The organism is Amphritea sp. (assembly GCF_050300915.1).
In the GTDB taxonomy this organism is placed as follows: Bacteria; Pseudomonadota; Gammaproteobacteria; order Pseudomonadales; family Balneatricaceae; genus Amphritea.
This window is the reverse complement of sequence record NZ_JBNKYN010000090.1, coordinates 1-18,027: the sequence shown is the minus strand read 5'-3', so window position 1 is coordinate 18,027 and position 18,027 is coordinate 1. Positions and strand designations below refer to the sequence as shown.

Below are 18,027 nucleotides of genomic sequence, written 5' to 3'. Positions count from 1 at the left end.
TTAGCGCATTAAAAGCCGTTGCCAGACGCGGCTACGCCGCTTGCTAGTGGATAGTAGCTAGCAGAAACATTAAAAAAACCGCCTGACTGGGCGGTTTTTTATTATTCCGAATGGTTAACAGCGGCCTTTTTTCGCCTGGCCCGGAGGGCAGTGGTAACCGTTGTTGTCAGAGGAGCGCGTTTGGATTATGTGTGTTTCCATCGTGCGGGTGCGCACCTTTGTCTCTGAGCGTTGATAATCAGTGGCTTTATCCGTACTAATAGCGGTACCCACCGCACCACCAAGCGCACCGCCGACAATGGCACCATCGCGACCGCTGACTTCATTACCGATAGCCGCACCCACCGCGCCACCCAGTCCGCCACCAATAGCAGCATCCAGGGTGGAGTTAGCGCTCGCTTCAGCCGTGAAGATTGAAAGTGTTAAGATAAGATATCTGATATTCATGAAATATAAGCTCTGACTATGAGGGGTTCAGGGTAATGTATTTAATGCTGAACTCAGGTTCGATAATAGGCCGGAAGGTAAAGCAGGCCTTAATTGGAACCTGGCACATTGCGCTAAACTGATTTAAGCAGGCCGTGCTTAATCAAAAGAGAGTAAGCACGGTCAAAGCTCCCAGGATTCCCCGGAAGCCTAAAAACGGCGTCTGGCCTTAGCCGTGAGAAACCTCATCATATTCAGCTTCATCCAGCTGACCATCTTTATTCAGATCTGCTGTGATGAATGCCTCTTCCAGCCCCTCAACACTTTTAGCCTCTTCCAGGCTGATAAAGCCATCAGCGTTAATATCGACTACCTGAAAATCGGGCATGTCAGCGGCAAAAACAGTTGCTGAAGCTGCAGTGAGGGCGATTGCGCATACAGTTTTGATATTCATTTAAATCTCCTTAGTTATTCCATTATGGTTTTCGATTGATCCGTCGTACTACTAAAATTGATCGGAATGTCCCTTATAAAGCAGCCTTTGTGCCAACCAGGATTAGACTATAAAAATCAAAAGGTTATATGTTTTTTTAGAGCAGCAGTGCAGCATTACTGTCTCCATAGGCGGTCAGCAAAACATGTGGTATGTATAACCTATTGATTTGTAATTGATTTTTGTGTCTTCAGGCGGAGACCGGGGGGGGGTAGACGCGGCTTCGCCGCTTGCTAGACGTCGCTTCGCGACTTGCTCGTTGCTAGAAAAAGCGTTTAAAAACAAAGCGTTTAAATAGATTTTTGCTTGGGGCGTAACAGAGGAGCCTGCTGCTGACTTATGTGGGAGTGACGCCCTCGTCACGGTTGAGATGACTGCTGAGTTTGCAGGCTTCTGTTGCCCTGATTGATCAACCTATTGTAGAAGCCTTTTAGCATGCCCTCAGGGTATAGAAGAGGGCTTTTAGCTTGAGCATTAATATCCTCTGGCGAAAGCAGAAATATAAGAATACGCACAATGAAGGTATCAGCGCCTTTTCTGGCAAGCGCAGCGTCTAGCCCCTAGCAAGTCGCGAAGCGACGTTCTAGCCACTTATTTTAATTTTGTCTCGTTCCCATGCTCCCGCGTGGGAACGTTTACTGACTGATTGTCTAAGCCTTCGCTTAGTTCCTCATCAATATAACGCTGAATATATTCTTTGCCGTTGCTGGTTACTTTATAAACCCAAAAACAAAAGAGTGTACCCAGGGAGATAAGGATGATGCTGAATTCGGTAAATATTAATGACAGCAGAGTAGTGGCAACTATGGCAACTAATATTGACCAGCGCTTTTTACGTTGGACATCGACTTGCAAGGTTTCGGCTTGAGCAATAGTGGTGATCTCTGCCTTAATTAATGAAGCGCGCAGAGACTCATACTCTTTCTGTCGACGGGCCTTCGTGCGTCCAAAAGGATCTGCTAAATTCATAGGGCACTCAATTGGATTAATAAGCGATTTCCAGCGCAATTTTCATGGCTTTAGGCAGGGATAACTGTTTTCGTTTCAGCCTTGCCATTATACAAAAAACAGACTCAATCTCGACATCTATCTCAGCCTTTAACCGTCCGGAATTAGTTTTCGACGTTTGTAAATAAAGGCTTTGTATCGAGAGGAAACGCATTGAGCCGCTAAAATATTTCTCCGTATTTTCTAGCAAGCGAAGCGTCTAGCTCCTAGCAAGTCGCGAAGCAACGTTCTAGTGGTTAAAAACTAAGGCGCCGGAAGCGCCTATTTAAGCTCGTTGATAATCCCATTCGATCCAATCGCGTAGTAAACCCCGCTGCCAAACCCTACCGAGTAGACGCCGGTACTGGTGGGGCCGTAGGGGTCGCGTTTATGGATCTCCCAGCTGCGTAGCAGGTTGCCGTTGCTGGTGTTCCATAGCTGAACAGTGCCGGAAGCGGTGCCGGTGAGAAGCTGACTGTTGTCCGGTGAAAAGCGGGCTGAGAGGAAGCTGAGGCGCCTGCCGAACAGGTCGCGGTTGTCTGACAGGGTATGTAGTATCTGGCCATCCCGGGTGCTCCAGATAAGCGCGCGGTCGAGGCTGCCGGAGCTGAATGCCAGTTGCTTGTTGGGGGAGAGTGCCACGGTATCAACAATATTACCGAGTTTCAGACTGTGGATAACTTTGTTGCTTTGCACGTCCCAGAGCTGTGCGTTGTAGTCATCATCTCCGGTGAGGGCCAGCAGTGCATCTTCACTTAGGTCGACAGACTTCACCCGGGCGCTGTGGCGGAATGTTTGTTTAATGCCGCCCCGTTTTACGTCGAAGTAGACTGCAGTATGGTCAGCCAGCCCCAGCAGGGCATAATCACCATTGGGTGACAGATCCATGGCCAGGATCTCGGCAGGAGAGCTCCAGAACCCTTCTGGCTTTCCGTTGCTCAGATTCCATAAAACCAGGTCCTGCTGGTTGGCGGTGGCGGCATAGCGCTCATCCGGGGAGAACGCGCTGGCGGCGATCAGGCTGTACTCTCCGGCACGGTGATTCCAGTTATACAGGCGTTCATGCTGGGTCACGTTCCATAAGCTGCCGCCATGATTAAATGACCCGATAACGGCATACTTTGATTGTGGTGAGAGGGTGGCTGAATAGGCGCCCTGTAGTGCGTATTCAACGTACTTAGCTGGTTCATCGCCCGCACTGCAACCGGTGAGAATTGCTGTGGCTAAGAGCGCACAACCAACAGCGCTAAGCCTGTTCTCCATAATCTGTCCCTAACCTCTAAACACTATTCGTATCACTCAGAGCTTAATCCTGTCCCTGCTAGGCATGAGCTTCTGCAAATACCTGCTCGCGATGAGCGGTATGGAGAATTTCGATCATGGTATCTTCAAGCGAAAAACGCTCTTCAAGTGATTCTCCCAGGGACGATAGCTGACAGGTCAGTTCATACATCTCCTGTAGTGTGGCACCTTCAAAGTCTGAGTAGGTATCGTTGAAATCGAGTGCGGCATCCGTACTTTTCTGAATTTGTGGGAACAGTTCCTGCGCTTTTTCCAGGCTGCCATCATTGAACTCGCCGCCCTGTTTTAACAGCTGTTCGTAAACTTCAAAGTGTCCTGATGAGATATAGTCCATCATCAGCTGGCAGAACTCCTGAATTTTGTCATTCAGTGTTTCCTGGACATTCTGTTGCGGTAACGACACAAAAAAACTGATCAGTTTCTGACGTCCTTCGAGCCAGTTATCAATAATGTCGCTGACACCTCCCCAGCGTTCCTGGGCATTACGGCATTTTTCTAGCATAGCAGGCCTCCTTATTATGTTCAGCTCTTGCTGTCTGCGTGCCCCAATACTAATCCTATCGTTGTGAAAGAGGCAATAGCGGAGTTCTTTTCTCCCGGCGTTACTCAAACTTAGTAGTGCAGCACTGATATTTTTTGCCAAAGATGGTACAACAGAGACCAGCGTAACCCGTTGCTGTCAGTTTTCTATGAGGCCTCAGCTTATTGAGAGAGTGAAAAACGAGGCGCTTTTTAAGGTAGCGGTGTTATGATTTTACCGAATGACTGATTTCGGCCAGAGCGGGGCTCTGAAGCCATAGAGGGAAGCTTAAGCATGTTGAGACGTTTGTTGCTGGTTATGTTTTTGGGAGTGATGTTGCAGTCTGCCTGGGCGGCCGATGAGCCGGCAGCGGATGACTATGTTAACTATATAGAGCTGAAGCCGTTTGTGGCCAACTTTATCAGTCCGGGAAAGCTGCGTTTTTTAAAGTGTGAAGTGACCATTCAGGTGACCAGCCCTGCGGCTCATCATGCAGTTAACTACCATAAGGCGGAGTTACGTCATGAAATTCTGATGCTCTTGAGTTCGAAGGAAGAGGAACAACTGAAAACTGTTGATGCGCAGCATTTTCTTGCTCAGGAAGCGTTGCAGAAAGTGCAACAGGTGCTGCTGGCTGAGGAGGGGGAAGCATATGTTGCTGATCTGTTCTTCACCAGCTTCGTATTACAATAGTTAAGCTTAGCGTGTAATAAAAAAGCCCCGCAGTAAATGTGGGGCTTTTTTATGGGCGTTCTGGTCGCTGGGTTTTACTGCGCCAGGTAGTTCGCAAGATAGGTGTCAAAGTCCAGATTGTCACTCAATTCAATCTGCCGTTGTTCTTCCGCTGAGCCGACGCCGAGCTTTTCCAGATATTGCTGTTGTTCAGCGTTCAGACCTGCACTGAGAATTGTATCCCGATGCTTTCGGCTTTGCTGCAACACGAAGGCTTCATACCCCAGTCCCGAGGTTTTCATGCGGTCCAGAATCTGAGCGGATGGCGTGAGGTGTGGGTTATCCAGTTTTAACTGCTGCGCCGATACCGCATCGGAATAGCGGTTATCGCCAGACACCTGATCCAGAATTGCCGCTGTTTTGTGGATATCGCTGAGAATCAGTTTACCCCACTCGGGAACGGTGATCTGCTGATCATTGCGGGTGAGTGTCAGGCCTGGCTCGCGTCCCCGGTTGACCACCAGACTGTTGTTGTGGTTGACCAGCTCGCATTCATGGCTGTTCACGTCACTGGGGTCAGATAACAGACAGGTCACCAGAAAGGCATCGAGGAAGTCGGCTTGCTGCTGGTCGATACCCAGTGGCAGTAACGGGTTGATGTCGGTATTGCGGACTTCGATATATTCCACGCCGCGTTCACGCAGGGCATGAACCGGTTTTTCACCGGACAGTGCGACCCGTTTAGGGCGGATATCGCTGTAATACTCGTTTTCAATCTGCAGTACGTTGCTGTTGAGCTGCTTATACCCCTGATCCGTTTTGACGCCAAGTTTCTCGTAAGCCGGATAGGGTGTATTGATCGCCTGAGTCAGGGTTTTGATATAACTGTCCAGGTGGTTAAAACAGATATTCAAGCCTGATTGGGCTTTATTCGAATAGCCCAGGTCGCTCATTCGTAGAGAGGTCGCATAGGGGCGGTAAAGGGTGTTCTCATCCCACTGTTCAAGGTCGTGGTCACGCCCGAGCATAAAGCTGGATGACAGCGCAGGGGATGCACCAAACAGATAAAGTAGCAGCCAGGATGAGCGGCGGAAGTTACGAATCAGCTTGAAGTACCCAGCAGAGCGAAATGCTTGCAGGTTTTCATTGCTGTGTTGCAGTTCCCGCAATACCGGCCATAGGGTTTCCGGCAGGGAGAAGTTGTAATGGATACCGGCGATCGCCTGCATCATTTTACCGTAGCGGTGCTCCAGACCAACCCTGTAGATATATTTCAGCTGACCGACATTGGAACTACCAAAGCGGGCGATCTGAATAGCATCTTCACCGGCTATCTGACAGGGCATACTCGCCGCCCACAGCTCTTCGTCGCCGAGGTGCTGGTAGGTGTAACAGTGCAGCTCCTGCAGAAACTGTAGTGCAGCGGATGATTCTCTGAACGCCGGCGTGATAAATTCGAGCAGGGCTTCAGAGTAGTCCGTGGTAATGTGGCTGTGAGTCAGCGCTGAACCCAGAGAAGCGGGGTGCCCTGTCTGGCTGATTGAGCCCTGAGCGTCAGTGCGCAGCCCTTCCTTCTCAATGCCATGAAGGATGCCGTCAAGCGCCAGAATCTGGCCCTTTTCGGCGATTAATTTCAGATTCTGTTCCAGTGCCTCAGACACATCAGGATACCTTTGCCGGATAAAAAGAGCGCTATTATAGCGCAGCATGCGCCAAACATAACCCTGTAAAAAAGCGGTTAATTATGTGGCCAGAAAACGCTGCAAAAAAGGCCCGGAAACGGTGGTCTCCAGGCCTGTTTTTGTGGCACGGTGCTGACGACTGTGTGCTTAAGGAACCTGCAATACCTGCATAGAGTTAGTGCTGCCGCTGCCAATCACTGCGCCACGGGTGAGCAGTACCAGATCGCCACTGTTTAGCAGTTGCTTGTCTTTGAGGTGCTCAAGCACCTGCGCGTTTAGCTCATTGATATCGATCTCGGTGGCATCGAACAGCATCGGTTCAACCCCGCGGAACAGTGTCATGCGGCGCATCGACTTTTCACTGCGGGTGAGGGCGTAGATAGGCACGCCGGAACGGATGCGGGACATCCAGCGAGGAGTGGAGCCGGATTCAGTCAGACAGATAATCGCTTTCACACCGACCAGATGGTTGGCGGTGTACATTGCGGAGCGGGCGATGGTTTCGTCAAAATGCTCACACTGCTGGGAGATGCTGGTAGGTGCCGGACGGGAAAGCTGATGTTTTTCCGCACCCTGGCAGATCTTGGTCATCGCCTGTACCACTTCAACCGGATAGTCTCCGGCGGCGGTTTCAGCGGAAAGCATTACCGCATCGGTACCATCGAGAATAGCGTTGGCAACATCGAACACCTCAGCCCGGGTTGGCATCGGGTTCTGGATCATGGTTTCCATCATCTGGGTGGCGGTGATTACAACCCGGTTCAGCTCTCTGGCCCGGTTGATCAGGTGTTTTTGCACCCCGATCAGCTCAGCATCGCCGATCTCGACTCCCAGGTCACCCCGGGCAACCATGACGCCGTCGCAGGCGAGAATGATATCGTCCAGAGCCTCTGTCGAACTAACGGTTTCAGCCCGTTCAACCTTGGCGATGATCTCGGCGTTGCTGCCAGCAGCATCGAGTAGCTGTCGTGCTTCATGCAGGTCGGCAGAACTGCGGGGAAAAGAGACCGCCACGTAATCCATATCGATATCACTGGCGACCAGAATATCCTGCTTATCTTTGTTGGTCAGGGCTGCGGCAGAAAGGCCTCCGCCCTGACGGTTGATCCCTTTATTGTTGGATAGCGGACCGCCGATGATCACTTCGCAGTTGATTCGGGTTCCCTGCACATCGATTACTTTAAACTGCACCCGGCCATCATCAAGCAGCAAAATATCACCGGGACGACTGTCACCCGGCAGCGCTTTATAGTCGATACCCACCTGTTGCTGATCTCCAGCGTCAGTATCCAGTGATGAGTCGAGGGCGAAATGGTCGCCGACTGCGAGTTTGATTTTGCCCTCTTTAAAACGGGAGATACGGATCTTGGGCCCCTGCAGGTCACCAAGGATAGCTACCGGAATCGCCAGGCGGGTTGAAATTTCGCGCACTTCCAGGGCGCGACGACGGTGATCATCTGCACTGCCGTGGGAAAAGTTGAGTCGGACAACATTGACGCCGGAGCGTATCATCTGCTCGAGAATCCCAGGTTTATCAGTAGAAGGGCCCAGAGTAGCAACAATTTTGGTGCGTTTTAGCATGATTCAGATATCCGGTAGACGGTGGGGTTTTACCTGTTAGACTTTAGATGTGATTTCTATTGTAAGATCTATTGAAAGATACGCTCTACTAAAAGATAGGGGGCAGACAATAGTATTTCAAGCATCGGGTATAACCTGTGGCTGAGTGGGGCGCTGGTTAACTTTGCTTAGTGCTGATTGTTGGCAGAACATGGAAAAGAGGTTAGCGCTTAAATAAGTATCTTGTAATTATATTACAGGAATTTGTTTTTTGTACGTCTAATTTATACTTTTTTATCTATGTCTGTTAGCCGTCATCAATATTTTGTAATTTAGCTACAGGGTGTTAAGTGATAAGAACACGACTACGTCTGCTGCTGATGCTGTTATTAGCCGCGTTGTTCATGCTGGTGATCTATCAGACGGTTGCGATCACCCGTTCGCGGGCAATTGAGGATCTGCAGCATACTGCGTCTGCCGATCTTAACCGTTATACTCTCAGCCTGCAGCAGGAGCTGGATCGTTATAAAGATCTGCCCAAGCTGCTATCCACTCATTCAGAGCTGGTAAACCTTCTGTTACTGCCGGGCAGTGAGGGGATTCATGGGGCCAATCTCTATCTGGAGAAAGTCAACGATACCATCGGTGCTTCCGATACCTACCTGATGGATACCGAGGGTACGACCCTGGCGGCCAGTAACTGGTCGAAACCGCAGACCTTTGTCGGGCGTAACTTTTCTTTCCGGCCCTATTTCCGGGATGCGATGGCGGGGCGTTCCGGCCACTATTTTGCGTTGGGCACAACCTCTAAGAAACGGGGATATTTCTTCTCCTATCCGGTTGAATACCGCGGCACGATTCTGGGGGTTATCGTCGTTAAGATCGATCTCGACGATATAGAGACCGACTGGAGTGATCCGCTGACCGATATTCTGGTTACCGATGAAGATGGCGTTATCTTTATCAGTACCCGTGCAGAGTGGAAGTTTCGGACTCTTAAACCCCTGTCACACGTTGATTTGCAACGCATTGTTTCCAGTCTGCGATATGGTGATCATGCGCTGACATCGCTGTCGATTGTTGAGCGCAAAGCCCTGCGCAAGGGTGAGATTGTTACCCTGATGGAGGGCGATACAATCGCTAATGACGCGCTGGATGGCGTTGAAGCGCGGCAGTATTTGCAGCTCACCCGAACAGTGCCGGATGCTGGCTTTAATGTATCAATTCTGGCGGATCTCAAGTCGGTAGAAAAGCGGGTGATCAATAATGCGCTGCTGGCCGGATTTATCTACAGTGCGCTGGTTTTTCTTATTCTGCTGTTGCTGGCGCGTCGCCGAATTAGCCGTGAACGAACCCGCTTCAAACGACAGCAAACCCAGGCCCTGGAGCGCAGTGAAGCCCGTATCCGGGCGATTATTGACAATACCCATGCCGGTCTGATCACCCTGGACTCTCACGGTATCATTGAGTCGTTTAACCCTACGGCAGAAAAACTGTTTGGTTATCGTTCCGAAGTGATTGCCGGAGAGTATTTCAGCAAGCTGATCGGCCATCAGGACCGGGCAGTATGCTGGCAACATATCTCTCATGAGGGGGATGACAATCAGCCGAATGAACTGATGGTTGAGGTTTCCAGTGTGCGCGCGGATGGATCTCAGTTCCCGGTTGAGCTGATTATCGGCCGGATGTCCGATAGCAGCGCCAACCGTTTTGTTGTCACCATTCATGATATTACCGAGCGTAAAGAGAATGAGGAACAACTGCGTGAAGCCCGGGATCAGCTGGAACAGCGGGTATCTGAGCGGACTCAGGACCTGACCCGGGCAAATGAGCGGTTGTTACAGGAAGTAGAGGAGCATAAAAACACCCAGAACGAGCTGATTCAGACCGCGAAGCTGGCGGTGATAGGACAGATGTCGGCGGGCATTAATCATGAACTGAACCAGCCGTTGACGGCTATTCGCAGCTATGCAGACAACGCCCTTTCATTTCTTAAATTAGGTAAAACTGAACAGGTTGGCAGTAATCTTCAGGAGATCAGCGGGCTGACTGTGCGCATGGCAAAGATTATTGCCCCGTTAAAAGAGTTTTCCCGGAAGACCTCCGGTCAGTCAACCCTGGTGAGTCTGAAGGCCGTGCGTGATGGTGCGATGTCAATTATGTATGGCCGGCTGGATCGGGCAAATGTCAAAATTGAATGGCCCGATAAGCTGGATCAGGTGTTTGTTCTCGGGGATATGCTGCGCCTGGAGCAGGTGGTGGTTAATCTCATCAGTAATGCGTTGCAGGCGATGGAAGGTGGCACGGAAAAATGGATAGAAATCAGTATCGAGCGCCAGCAGGATCGGCTGAATATCTGTTTTCGGGATCATGGGCCGGGGATTCCCCAGTCTGAGCTGGGCAAAGTGTTCGAACCCTTTTATACGACCAAGAAAGCGGGGCAGGGATTGGGGCTGGGTTTGTCGATATCCCATCGGATTATTGAGTCGATGGATGGTCAGCTGAGCGTCGCGAATCATCCTCTTGGGGGGGCCGTATTTACCATCAACCTGCCAACGGCGGATGCGCCAGCCAGCGTAGTCGGGTTAGAATGAAAAGAATTTTTTCACAGAGTAAGAGCGACTGATGAATTTAGAAACTCCGGCTGAACAGCTTCAACCCCATCAGATTCTGCTGGTCGATGATGAAAAGCATATCCGGCTGGCGGCGGCACAGACGCTGGAGCTGGCCGGTTATGAGGTGTTTACCGCCGACTGTGCAGAAAAGGCGCTGGCACTGCTGAGTGCGGATTGGCCGGGTGTGGTGGTTAGTGATATCAATATGCCGGGTATTGATGGTCTTCAACTGATGCAACGCATCATGACGATTGATACCGACCTGCCGGTCATTCTGATCACCGGGCATGGTGACATCTCCATGGCGGTGAGTGCGATGCGTGATGGTGCCTATGATTTTATCGAGAAGCCCTTCTCCTCTGAACTGCTTAATGATGTGGTGCGCCGGGCTGCCGAGAAACGTCAACTGACACTGGAAAACCGGGCGTTGCGTAAAGCGCTGGAGGCCCAGGGGGGGATCGGGCCGCGCATTATTGGTAACTCCCCGCGGATTAAGCAGCTCCGGGCGATGATCCAGCAGATCGCCGATACGCCTGCTGATATTCTGGTTCAGGCTGAAACCGGGTCGGGTAAGGATCTGGTGGCCCGTTATATCCATGAGCACAGCAATCGCCGGGAGAAAAACTTTGTTGCCATCAACTGCGGGGCGGTGCCTGAACATCTGATTGAAAGCGAACTGTTTGGCCATGAGAAAGGCGCCTTTACTGACGCTAAAAGCCGTCGTATCGGTAAGTTTGAACATGCCAACGGCGGCACTCTGTTTCTCGACGAGATAGAGAGTATGTCGCTCTCTCTGCAGGTTAAGCTGTTACGTGTACTCGAAGAGCGGAAAATTGAGCGGTTGGGATCCAATGAACTGATTCCGCTGGATATCCGGGTGGTTGCTGCCACTAAGGTTGATCTGAAAGAGCTTAGCGAGCGGGGCGATTATCGTGAAGATCTGTATTACCGTCTGAATGTTGTCAGCCTGGAAATTCCTCCGCTACGGGAGCGGCGGGAAGATATCCCGATGCTGTTTCAGCACTTTGCGTTGATCGCATCGGCGCAGTATCAGAAAGAGGTGCCGCAGTTGAGTGCCGAGAATATCCGCGCGCTGGTGGCACATCACTGGCCAGGTAATGTTCGTGAGCTGCGTAATATTGCTGAGCGCTACGTGTTGCTTGGGCCAGCCTATAACTTTGAGGTTGTCGGGGTGGCGGAGTCCGCCTCTTCGACACGCAGAAGCCTGCCTGATCAGGTTGAACAGTTTGAAAAGCTGGTGCTTGAAGAGGAACTGTCCCGCAACAACGGTTCGTTGAAGCAGACGCAGGAGACGCTGGGCCTGCCGCGTAAAACCCTGTATGACAAAATGAAAAAATATGGGTTGGATAAGAAAGACTATAAATAGGCGGTACTGCTTTTAGGTGCTGTTAATCACAGCGTTAAATAGCAGAGATGAAAACGGCAGCCCGATGGCTGCCGTTTATGTTTGTGCCCAACAGGGGTGGATCAGAGTTTGAACTGTTTGGCGCGCTTTTCCAGTTCGTTTGCCAGGTTGTTAATCTGGACCGAGATGGCGGACAGACGTGTCACCCGTTCCTTGGCATGATCGCTGCCCTCATTGATCTCATTAACCGCGCTTTCGATCTCCAGGGTGGCGGCACTGCTCTGTTTTACCGACTCCGAGATGCTGTGGTTGGTGTCTGCGATCGCTTCCATCTCTTTCTGAATGTTAAAGAGAACCACCGAGGTCTCCTGAATCTCTTTTACATTGGATTCGGTCGCAGCGCTGGCCTGGCCCATTACCTGGGCAGCCCCTTTGGCGTTCTGCTGCAATGAGCTGATGATGCCATTGATTTCAACGGTAGCATTCTGTGTACGCTGAGAAAGTGTGCGTACTTCATCGGCCACCACGGCAAATCCGCGTCCCTGTTCTCCTGCACGGGCAGCTTCAATGGCCGCGTTAAGTGCCAGCAGGTTGGTTTGCTCAGCGATATCCTGAATAACGCTCAGAACCGCATCGATGTTATAGCTTTGCTGTTCCAGCTGAACAATGACATCGGTAGCGTGCTTGATCTGTTGTTGCAGTGCCTCGATCTTTTTCACGGTGCCGGAGGTGATTTCGACACCGCTGCGAGTTTCCTGCAGGGCTTTGTCGGAGGCCTTAATGGTGACGTCCGCCGTGGCAGAGACATTCTGTGTGGCACCATCCATCGCAATCATCGCATTGGTTACTGCTTCAGCGCGACTGATCTGTTTTTCGGTGCCGACATTCGCCATCTCAGTGACATCGGTGATCTGCTGGCTGCACTGTCCCAACATCGCAATCGATTGCACTACATGCTCGATGCTGTCATGGAAGGTTTTTAACATACTGTTGAACGAGGCGGACATCTGGCCGATTTCATCATTAGAATCGATGGTCAGTTGTTGGGTAAGGTCTGCATTTTGTTCAATATCCCGAATGGTGTCATTCATCTTGTTGATCGGTTTAAGTACGATGCGATGAATCATCCAGCCCACGAGGAGCAGTGCTGCGATAAACATGCCCAGCTCCACCAGGGCAATATTGCGGATATTGGTTGAAATATGCTTATCAAGGTTTTCGAATGAATAGGTAACCCGCACAGCGCCAAGGATAGTGCCCTCTTCAACCAGGTGGCAGGTGAGGCAGTTAGTGCCTTTATAGTTTGAACTGGCGTGCATCGGCCGGACAACGGTCATACGGTGACCTTTCTCATCATCCAGTTCGACCGCAATGGTTTCACCATTCATTGCCCGTCTGTCCAGATCATCCTGAATATGTGAGTCAGGCGTGCCTTCGCCATACATCGCGCTAACTGGCTCGCCGCGAATAATGCGGGCTTCGGTCAGTTCAGTATTGCCGAGAATCTTTGATTGCAGAGTCTGCCGGTTTGCCATGGCACCGCTCAGCATCATGATATTGATACTGTCAAAGTAGGCTTCAGCGGTATTCTGGGTGTTTTTCAGCGCGATATCGGAGGACAGGTTAGTTTCACTGCGATAGATGACTGAAATTGATGTAATAAGAACGATTAAGAAAACAAATGCCAGGCTGAGATTTACTTTTGTTTGGATCGCCATGTTCTATTATCCGGGTGATTGTCGACTCTGGTTTCTTCACTAATATACCCTATCCGTAAGGGGCGGTGCGACAAACTATATCAGCATTTTGAGTACTAAATTGCGACACTTTTCGCGCAGTGATCGGCCTGGATGACCGGCTTCAGTGGTTGTATTGGGTGGAAATCCCCCCGGTGTTATGGGGGTGTTTGGGTGAAAGTTCGCCTATGTGGATTAATTGATAGTACTGTTGGCTCTGTAAATGGTATTTATAACATTCTGTTTTTAAAGGATATAAAATTTAATTTCAACAAAATTTAAAGTTTGGCCTGCACTTTGCTTTTATCCTGTTGAGTTTATAACTGAGCGTGGGTTCTGCTGTTAGACCCGAAAAAGCGCCAGAATAATTAAAAAAACTGGAGATGCAAAATGCGTTTATTATCTGCTGCCGTTACGGCAATGGCTCTGACTCTTGGTGCAACATCTGTGATGGCTGCACCGATCGAAATTAAGTTCTCACATGTAGTGGCGGAAAACACCCCAAAAGGTCAGATGGCGAATAAGTTTGCTGAGCTGGTGGCTGAGCGTCTGGCGGGCAAAGCTGAAGTTAAGGTTTTCCCAAGTTCACAGCTGTTTGGTGATAACAAGGTTCTGGAAGCAATGCTGCTGGGCGATGTGCAGATGGCGGCGCCAGCACTGTCCAAGTTCCAGAAGTATACCGATAGCCTGCAGTTGTTCGATCTGCCGTTCCTGTTTAAGGATATGGCTGCGGTAGAACGCTTCCAGAGTGGCCCGGTTGGTCAGGAGATGCTGACTTCACTTGAGTCAAAAGGCCTGGTCGGTCTGGGTTACCTGCACAACGGTATGAAACAGCTGTCTGCCAGCAATCCAATCAGAGTGCCTGCGGATGTAAGCGGTAAGAAGTTTCGTATTATGACCTCTGATGTGCTGCAGGCGCAGTTTGAAGCGGTTGATGCGGTGCCACTGAAGAAGCCGTTCTCTGAGGTATTCACCCTGCTGCAAACCCAAGCGATTGATGGTCAGGAAAATACCTGGTCAAACATCTACTCTAAAAAATTCTATGAAGTTCAGCCCTACATCACCGAGTCTAACCACGGTGTACTGGACTACATGGTCGTGACTTCTGCCGAGTTCTGGAACAGCCTGGATGATGATATGCGTTCTGAGCTGAAAAAAGCGCTGGATGAGTCAATTGCCTACGGCAATAGCATTGCCGCCCAGAAAGATAGTGACGACAAGCAGGCGATCATTGACTCTAAACGGTCTGAAGTGATCGAGATGACTCCTGAAGAACGTGCTCAGTGGGTTACCGCTATGAAGCCGGTCTGGACGCAGTTTGCTGATGCTATCGGTCAGGATCTGATTGACGCTGCAGAAGCGTCTAACCAGTAATCTGGTTTTCCGGTCTTCCTCTCTGGAGGGCCGGATGCTCTTGCTGCAACGGGATGTATAGGCCCCGTTGCAGCCTCCTCAAATACTCTAAACGACTTGTGAGGCTGTACAGGAGAGTCACGTTGGCTCTGCGGTTCTTGCTGATTTGCTGCAAGGCTGTCCTGTGGTGCAAGCACAATAATAAGATTTACAGAGTCGTTGCTGTTAGCTGACGTTACTCTGTCGTTCTAAGGGGGCCGTTATGGTTCGTAATCTGGTGACACAACTGGAAGAGGCATTCCTCTCCCTGCTGCTGGTAGCGATGACGCTGCTGGTATTTGCTGAGGTGGTGATGCGCTTCGGTTTTAACTCCGGCATCCACTGGGCTCAGGAGCTGACCCTGCTGCTGGCTGCCTGGTTTGTGCTGTACGGCGCGTCTTATGGTGTCAAAGTGGGCGCGCATATCGGCGTCGATGTATTCGTCAAATTGCTGCCTACCAAGGCTCACCGTTTTTTCACGCTGCTGGCGGTTGTTCTCTGTCTGATCTATTGCGGATTGTTTCTCTATGGCTCTTGGATCTATCTGAGCAAGATGAAGATGATCGGTATCGAGCTGGAAGATATGCCGGTGCCTAAATGGCTGGCGATGAGCATACTGGTGATTGGCTTTGTTATGTTGATCGTGCGCTTTTTGCAGCTGGGCTGGAAAGTTATCACCAAAGAGGCGGATGGTTTCCACTTTAGCGATGAAGCTGAAGAGAGTATGGAACTCGCCAAAGAGCTGCAGGGGCTTGACGCCAAAGAGCAGGCCGCAGATACAAGCAATAAGGGAGAGCGGTCATGACCACTGCTGCACTATTTATCATCCTGTTTGCCTGCATGTTTATGGGCATGCCGATCGCAATTGCGCTGGGTCTGTCCAGTGTGGCAACGATCCTGATGTTCTCTCACGACTCGCTGGCATCCATCTCACTGAAGCTGTTTGAAGCGACCTCTGAACACTATACGCTGCTGGCGATTCCGTTCTTTATCCTGTCATCGGCATTTCTCTCAACCGGTGGTGTAGCAAAGCGGCTGATCAACTTTGCTGTTGACAGTGTCGGACATATCCGTGGTGGTTTAGCCATGGCGTCGGTGTTGGCCTGTATGCTGTTTGCCGCAGTTTCCGGATCATCACCTGCTACGGTGGCTGCGATTGGTACCATCGTTATTGCGGGAATGGTGCGCTCTGGTTATCCAGAATCGTTTGCCGCAGGTGTAATCGCCAATGCCGGTACTCTGGGGATTCTGATTCCGCCCTCAATCGTCATGCTGGTTTATGCTGCGGCGACCGAGGTGTCCGCATCGCGGATGTTTATGGCTGGATTTATCCCCGGTCTGATGATGGGCGGTATTCTGATGATCGCCATCTATATCGCTGCCCGGATTATGAAACTGCCGGCAGAACCTTTCCCGGGTGTCGCTAAGCTGGGTAAATCATTCCTGATCGCTCTCGGCGGCCTGATGCTGATTATCATCGTGCTGGGGTCTATCTACGGCGGTATTGCCAGCCCAACCGAGGCGGCTGCGGTAGCGGCTGTGTATGCCTATATGGTATCGGTACTGGGGTATCGGGATATTGGTCCGATGAAAGGGATCGCATGGCGCAATGAGGGAGAGGCGCTGGCTTCCGCTGTAGTACGCAATCTGCTGCAGATGCTCTGGGCGATTCCTAAGTCGATTCGTCACCCAGAAGTTCGCAAAGTTATCCTGGATGCGTCAAAAGTGTCCCTGATGTTGCTGTTTATTATTGCGAACGCGATGCTGTTTGCCCACGTCCTGACGACTGAGCGGATTCCTCACCAGATCGCTGAAACCATCGTTCACTGGGGTCTGCCTGCCTGGGGCTTCCTGATCGTGGTGAATATTCTGTTGCTGATCGCCGGTAACTTTATGGAGCCTTCCGCAATTCTGCTGATCATGGCGCCCATTCTGTTCCCGATCGCCATGAAGCTGGGTATCGATCCGATCCATCTGGGTATCATCATGGTGGTGAACATGGAGATCGGTATGCTCACACCGCCAGTGGGGCTCAACCTGTTTGTCACGGCAGGGATAACTGGCAAGAATATGATCTGGGTTATCAAGGCGTGTCTGCCATGGTTAAGCCTGTTGCTGATGTTCCTGATGCTGATTACTTATGTGCCGCAGATATCTCTGTTCCTGCCGGAATATATTGATCAGTTAAAGGGTTATTAACCTGATCGTGGTGATCTCTTTTTAAGATTACCATCCGCCTTTCATCTGCCCAATCCGGATGAATAGCTTTTAGGGCCGCTTATTCTCACTGAATAGGCGGTTTTTTTTATGTCGTCAGAAAATTTGGAATCCATTATAATTGCCAGCCTGTTGATCAATTGCTGATGGGTTTATCGTGCTGGGATATGTTGCTGTTGTTTGGGGTTTTATTGGCATTGCTTTTATCTTTGGCAATGCCATTGTGCGCATCGGTACTATCGGACTGGATACGTTTGCTTACTCTCTGAGCTGGTATCACTGGGCTGCGCTGGTGTTTAGTGTGCTGTTTATGGGGTTTGCTGAGGGCTATAAAGGTTTTCAGCGGGCCTATTCGCCGAGGGTGGCTGCCCGGTTACTCTATCTGCGGGATAATGTAACGCCGTTGCGATTGGTGCTGGCACCCTTGTTTTGTATGGGTTTTTTCCATATCAGACGCAAGCGGATGATCATTACCTACTGTTTGTTGCTGGGTATTATCACCCTGATTCAGTTAGTGCATATGCTGCAGCAGCCGTGGCGGGGGATTATTGATTTCGGTGTTGTGGTTGGCTTGAGCTGGGGTACTGCATCGATTTTGCTGTTTGTGCTGAAGGCTTTTTTTACCGATAAGTTTGAGCATTCCCCGGAGATGCCATAACCAATCCTACAGATTTTCTTGGCATATAAAAAAACGCACCGAGGTGCGTTTTTTTGTGTCGTATACGAGAAGCGGTATCTGTCAGCCAAGAAACAGCTTGTAGGCCGGGTTGTCAGTTTCTTCCCAATAGTTGTAACCGATATCGCTGAGAAATTCAGCAACCTGTGGCCGCTCATCTTCAGGTACCTGGAGTCCGACCAATACCCGGCCATAGGCTGCACCATGGTTACGGTAGTGGAACATTGAGATGTTCCAGCGCCCCCCCAGCTTTTTCAGGAAGTTCATCAGCGCACCGGGACGCTCCGGAAATTCAAAACGGTAGAGCACCTCATTGGTGACTGACTCCGGTGCATGACCACCAACCATATAGCGGACATGCAGTTTCGCCATCTCGTTGTCTG

The 18,027-nt window shown here is 50.6% G+C and carries 15 protein-coding genes and 1 pseudogene; 7 read left to right on the top strand and 9 right to left on the bottom strand.

Features of this window, described 5'->3' with window-relative positions; translation table 11 throughout:
- Positions 1-114 precede the first annotated feature (114 nt).
- The 5 genes from ACQY8X_RS18225 to rsd form a co-directional block, all read right to left on the bottom strand.
- Entirely contained in the window at positions 115-447 is a 333-nt protein-coding gene (locus ACQY8X_RS18225; RefSeq protein ID WP_428036558.1) for a YMGG-like glycine zipper-containing protein, read from the bottom strand.
- A gap of 208 nt (positions 448-655) precedes the next feature.
- Positions 656-880, bottom strand: a complete 225-nt coding sequence (locus tag ACQY8X_RS18220) for a hypothetical protein (RefSeq protein ID WP_428036557.1) — start codon at positions 878-880, stop codon at positions 656-658.
- A 630-nt stretch (positions 881-1,510) separates the two neighbouring features.
- The gene (locus ACQY8X_RS18215) at positions 1,511-1,888 is read right to left on the bottom strand and encodes a hypothetical protein (protein WP_428036556.1); all 378 of its coding nucleotides are present in this window, start codon (positions 1,886-1,888) and stop codon (positions 1,511-1,513) included.
- 300 nt (positions 1,889-2,188) lie between these two features.
- A complete protein-coding gene (locus ACQY8X_RS18210) occupies positions 2,189-3,169 on the bottom strand; it encodes a WD40 repeat domain-containing protein (protein WP_428036555.1) in 981 nt (326 codons plus the stop codon).
- 58 nt (positions 3,170-3,227) lie between these two features.
- Entirely contained in the window at positions 3,228-3,710 is a 483-nt protein-coding gene (gene rsd, locus ACQY8X_RS18205; protein ID WP_428036554.1) for a sigma D regulator, read from the bottom strand.
- A gap of 312 nt (positions 3,711-4,022) precedes the next feature.
- On the opposite strand from rsd, the gene ACQY8X_RS18200 reads away from it, so the two are divergent.
- On the top strand, positions 4,023-4,421 hold the full coding sequence (locus ACQY8X_RS18200; RefSeq protein WP_428036553.1) for a flagellar basal body-associated FliL family protein: 399 nt from the start codon (positions 4,023-4,025) through the stop codon (positions 4,419-4,421).
- A gap of 74 nt (positions 4,422-4,495) precedes the next feature.
- On the opposite strand, the gene gshA is transcribed toward ACQY8X_RS18200, so the two are convergent.
- Both gshA and pyk read right to left on the bottom strand, forming a co-directional pair.
- Positions 4,496-6,061, bottom strand: a complete 1,566-nt coding sequence (gshA, locus tag ACQY8X_RS18195; RefSeq protein ID WP_428036552.1) for a glutamate--cysteine ligase — start codon at positions 6,059-6,061, stop codon at positions 4,496-4,498.
- A gap of 168 nt (positions 6,062-6,229) precedes the next feature.
- Positions 6,230-7,663 carry a pyruvate kinase gene (pyk, locus tag ACQY8X_RS18190; protein WP_428036551.1) on the bottom strand — a complete coding sequence of 478 codons (1,434 nt, stop codon included), beginning with the start codon at positions 7,661-7,663 and terminating at the stop codon, positions 6,230-6,232.
- Between the two features lie 329 nt (positions 7,664-7,992).
- Here pyk and ACQY8X_RS18185 point away from each other — a divergent pair, with 329 nt between their 5' ends.
- Together ACQY8X_RS18185 and ACQY8X_RS18180 are read left to right on the top strand one after the other, a co-directional pair.
- Complete coding sequence (locus ACQY8X_RS18185; RefSeq protein WP_428036550.1) at positions 7,993-10,236, top strand: ATP-binding protein; 2,244 nt, start codon at positions 7,993-7,995, stop codon at positions 10,234-10,236.
- Between the two features lie 31 nt (positions 10,237-10,267).
- Positions 10,268-11,644 carry a sigma-54-dependent transcriptional regulator gene (locus tag ACQY8X_RS18180; protein WP_428036549.1) on the top strand — a complete coding sequence of 459 codons (1,377 nt, stop codon included), beginning with the start codon at positions 10,268-10,270 and terminating at the stop codon, positions 11,642-11,644.
- 101 nt (positions 11,645-11,745) lie between these two features.
- On the opposite strand, the gene ACQY8X_RS18175 is transcribed toward ACQY8X_RS18180, so the two are convergent.
- On the bottom strand, positions 11,746-13,341 hold the full coding sequence (locus tag ACQY8X_RS18175; protein WP_428036548.1) for a methyl-accepting chemotaxis protein: 1,596 nt from the start codon (positions 13,339-13,341) through the stop codon (positions 11,746-11,748).
- A 408-nt stretch (positions 13,342-13,749) separates the two neighbouring features.
- On the opposite strand from ACQY8X_RS18175, the gene ACQY8X_RS18170 reads away from it, so the two are divergent.
- The 4 genes from ACQY8X_RS18170 (at position 13,750) to ACQY8X_RS18155 (ending at position 17,626) form a co-directional block, all read left to right on the top strand.
- Entirely contained in the window at positions 13,750-14,733 is a 984-nt protein-coding gene (locus tag ACQY8X_RS18170; RefSeq protein WP_428036547.1) for a TRAP transporter substrate-binding protein, read from the top strand.
- 241 nt (positions 14,734-14,974) lie between these two features.
- The gene (locus tag ACQY8X_RS18165; protein ID WP_428036546.1) at positions 14,975-15,556 is read left to right on the top strand and encodes a TRAP transporter small permease; all 582 of its coding nucleotides are present in this window, start codon (positions 14,975-14,977) and stop codon (positions 15,554-15,556) included.
- Positions 15,553-16,950: a TRAP transporter large permease gene (locus tag ACQY8X_RS18160; protein ID WP_428036545.1), complete on the top strand. Its 1,398-nt coding sequence runs from the start codon at positions 15,553-15,555 to the stop codon at positions 16,948-16,950. Before ACQY8X_RS18165 ends, ACQY8X_RS18160 begins: the two co-directional genes overlap by 4 nt.
- A gap of 175 nt (positions 16,951-17,125) precedes the next feature.
- Entirely contained in the window at positions 17,126-17,626 is a 501-nt protein-coding gene (locus tag ACQY8X_RS18155; RefSeq protein ID WP_428036544.1) for a hypothetical protein, read from the top strand.
- Between the two features lie 81 nt (positions 17,627-17,707).
- Here the strand turns inward: ACQY8X_RS18155 and ACQY8X_RS18150 are convergent.
- Positions 17,708-18,027: pseudogene (locus ACQY8X_RS18150) on the bottom strand (threonine ammonia-lyase, biosynthetic); the annotation flags it as partial.

Excerpts from the sequence above, each read along its gene's own strand:
- ACQY8X_RS18210 (WP_428036555.1), bottom strand. The coding sequence starts at position 3,169 with ATGGAGAACAGGCTTAGCGCTGTTGGTTGTGCGCTCTTAGCCACAGCA.
- ACQY8X_RS18165 (WP_428036546.1), top strand. The coding sequence starts at position 14,975 with ATGGTTCGTAATCTGGTGACACAACTGGAAGAGGCATTCCTCTCCCTG.
- ACQY8X_RS18170 (WP_428036547.1), top strand. The coding sequence starts at position 13,750 with ATGCGTTTATTATCTGCTGCCGTTACGGCAATGGCTCTGACTCTTGGT.
- ACQY8X_RS18215 (WP_428036556.1), bottom strand. The coding sequence starts at position 1,888 with ATGAATTTAGCAGATCCTTTTGGACGCACGAAGGCCCGTCGACAGAAA.
- ACQY8X_RS18225 (WP_428036558.1), bottom strand. The coding sequence starts at position 447 with ATGAATATCAGATATCTTATCTTAACACTTTCAATCTTCACGGCTGAA.
- ACQY8X_RS18200 (WP_428036553.1), top strand. The coding sequence starts at position 4,023 with ATGTTGAGACGTTTGTTGCTGGTTATGTTTTTGGGAGTGATGTTGCAG.
- ACQY8X_RS18160 (WP_428036545.1), top strand. The coding sequence starts at position 15,553 with ATGACCACTGCTGCACTATTTATCATCCTGTTTGCCTGCATGTTTATG.
- ACQY8X_RS18180 (WP_428036549.1), top strand. The coding sequence starts at position 10,268 with ATGAATTTAGAAACTCCGGCTGAACAGCTTCAACCCCATCAGATTCTG.
- rsd (WP_428036554.1), bottom strand. The coding sequence starts at position 3,710 with ATGCTAGAAAAATGCCGTAATGCCCAGGAACGCTGGGGAGGTGTCAGC.
- ACQY8X_RS18175 (WP_428036548.1), bottom strand. The coding sequence starts at position 13,341 with ATGGCGATCCAAACAAAAGTAAATCTCAGCCTGGCATTTGTTTTCTTA.
- pyk (WP_428036551.1), bottom strand. The coding sequence starts at position 7,663 with ATGCTAAAACGCACCAAAATTGTTGCTACTCTGGGCCCTTCTACTGAT.
- ACQY8X_RS18220 (WP_428036557.1), bottom strand. The coding sequence starts at position 880 with ATGAATATCAAAACTGTATGCGCAATCGCCCTCACTGCAGCTTCAGCA.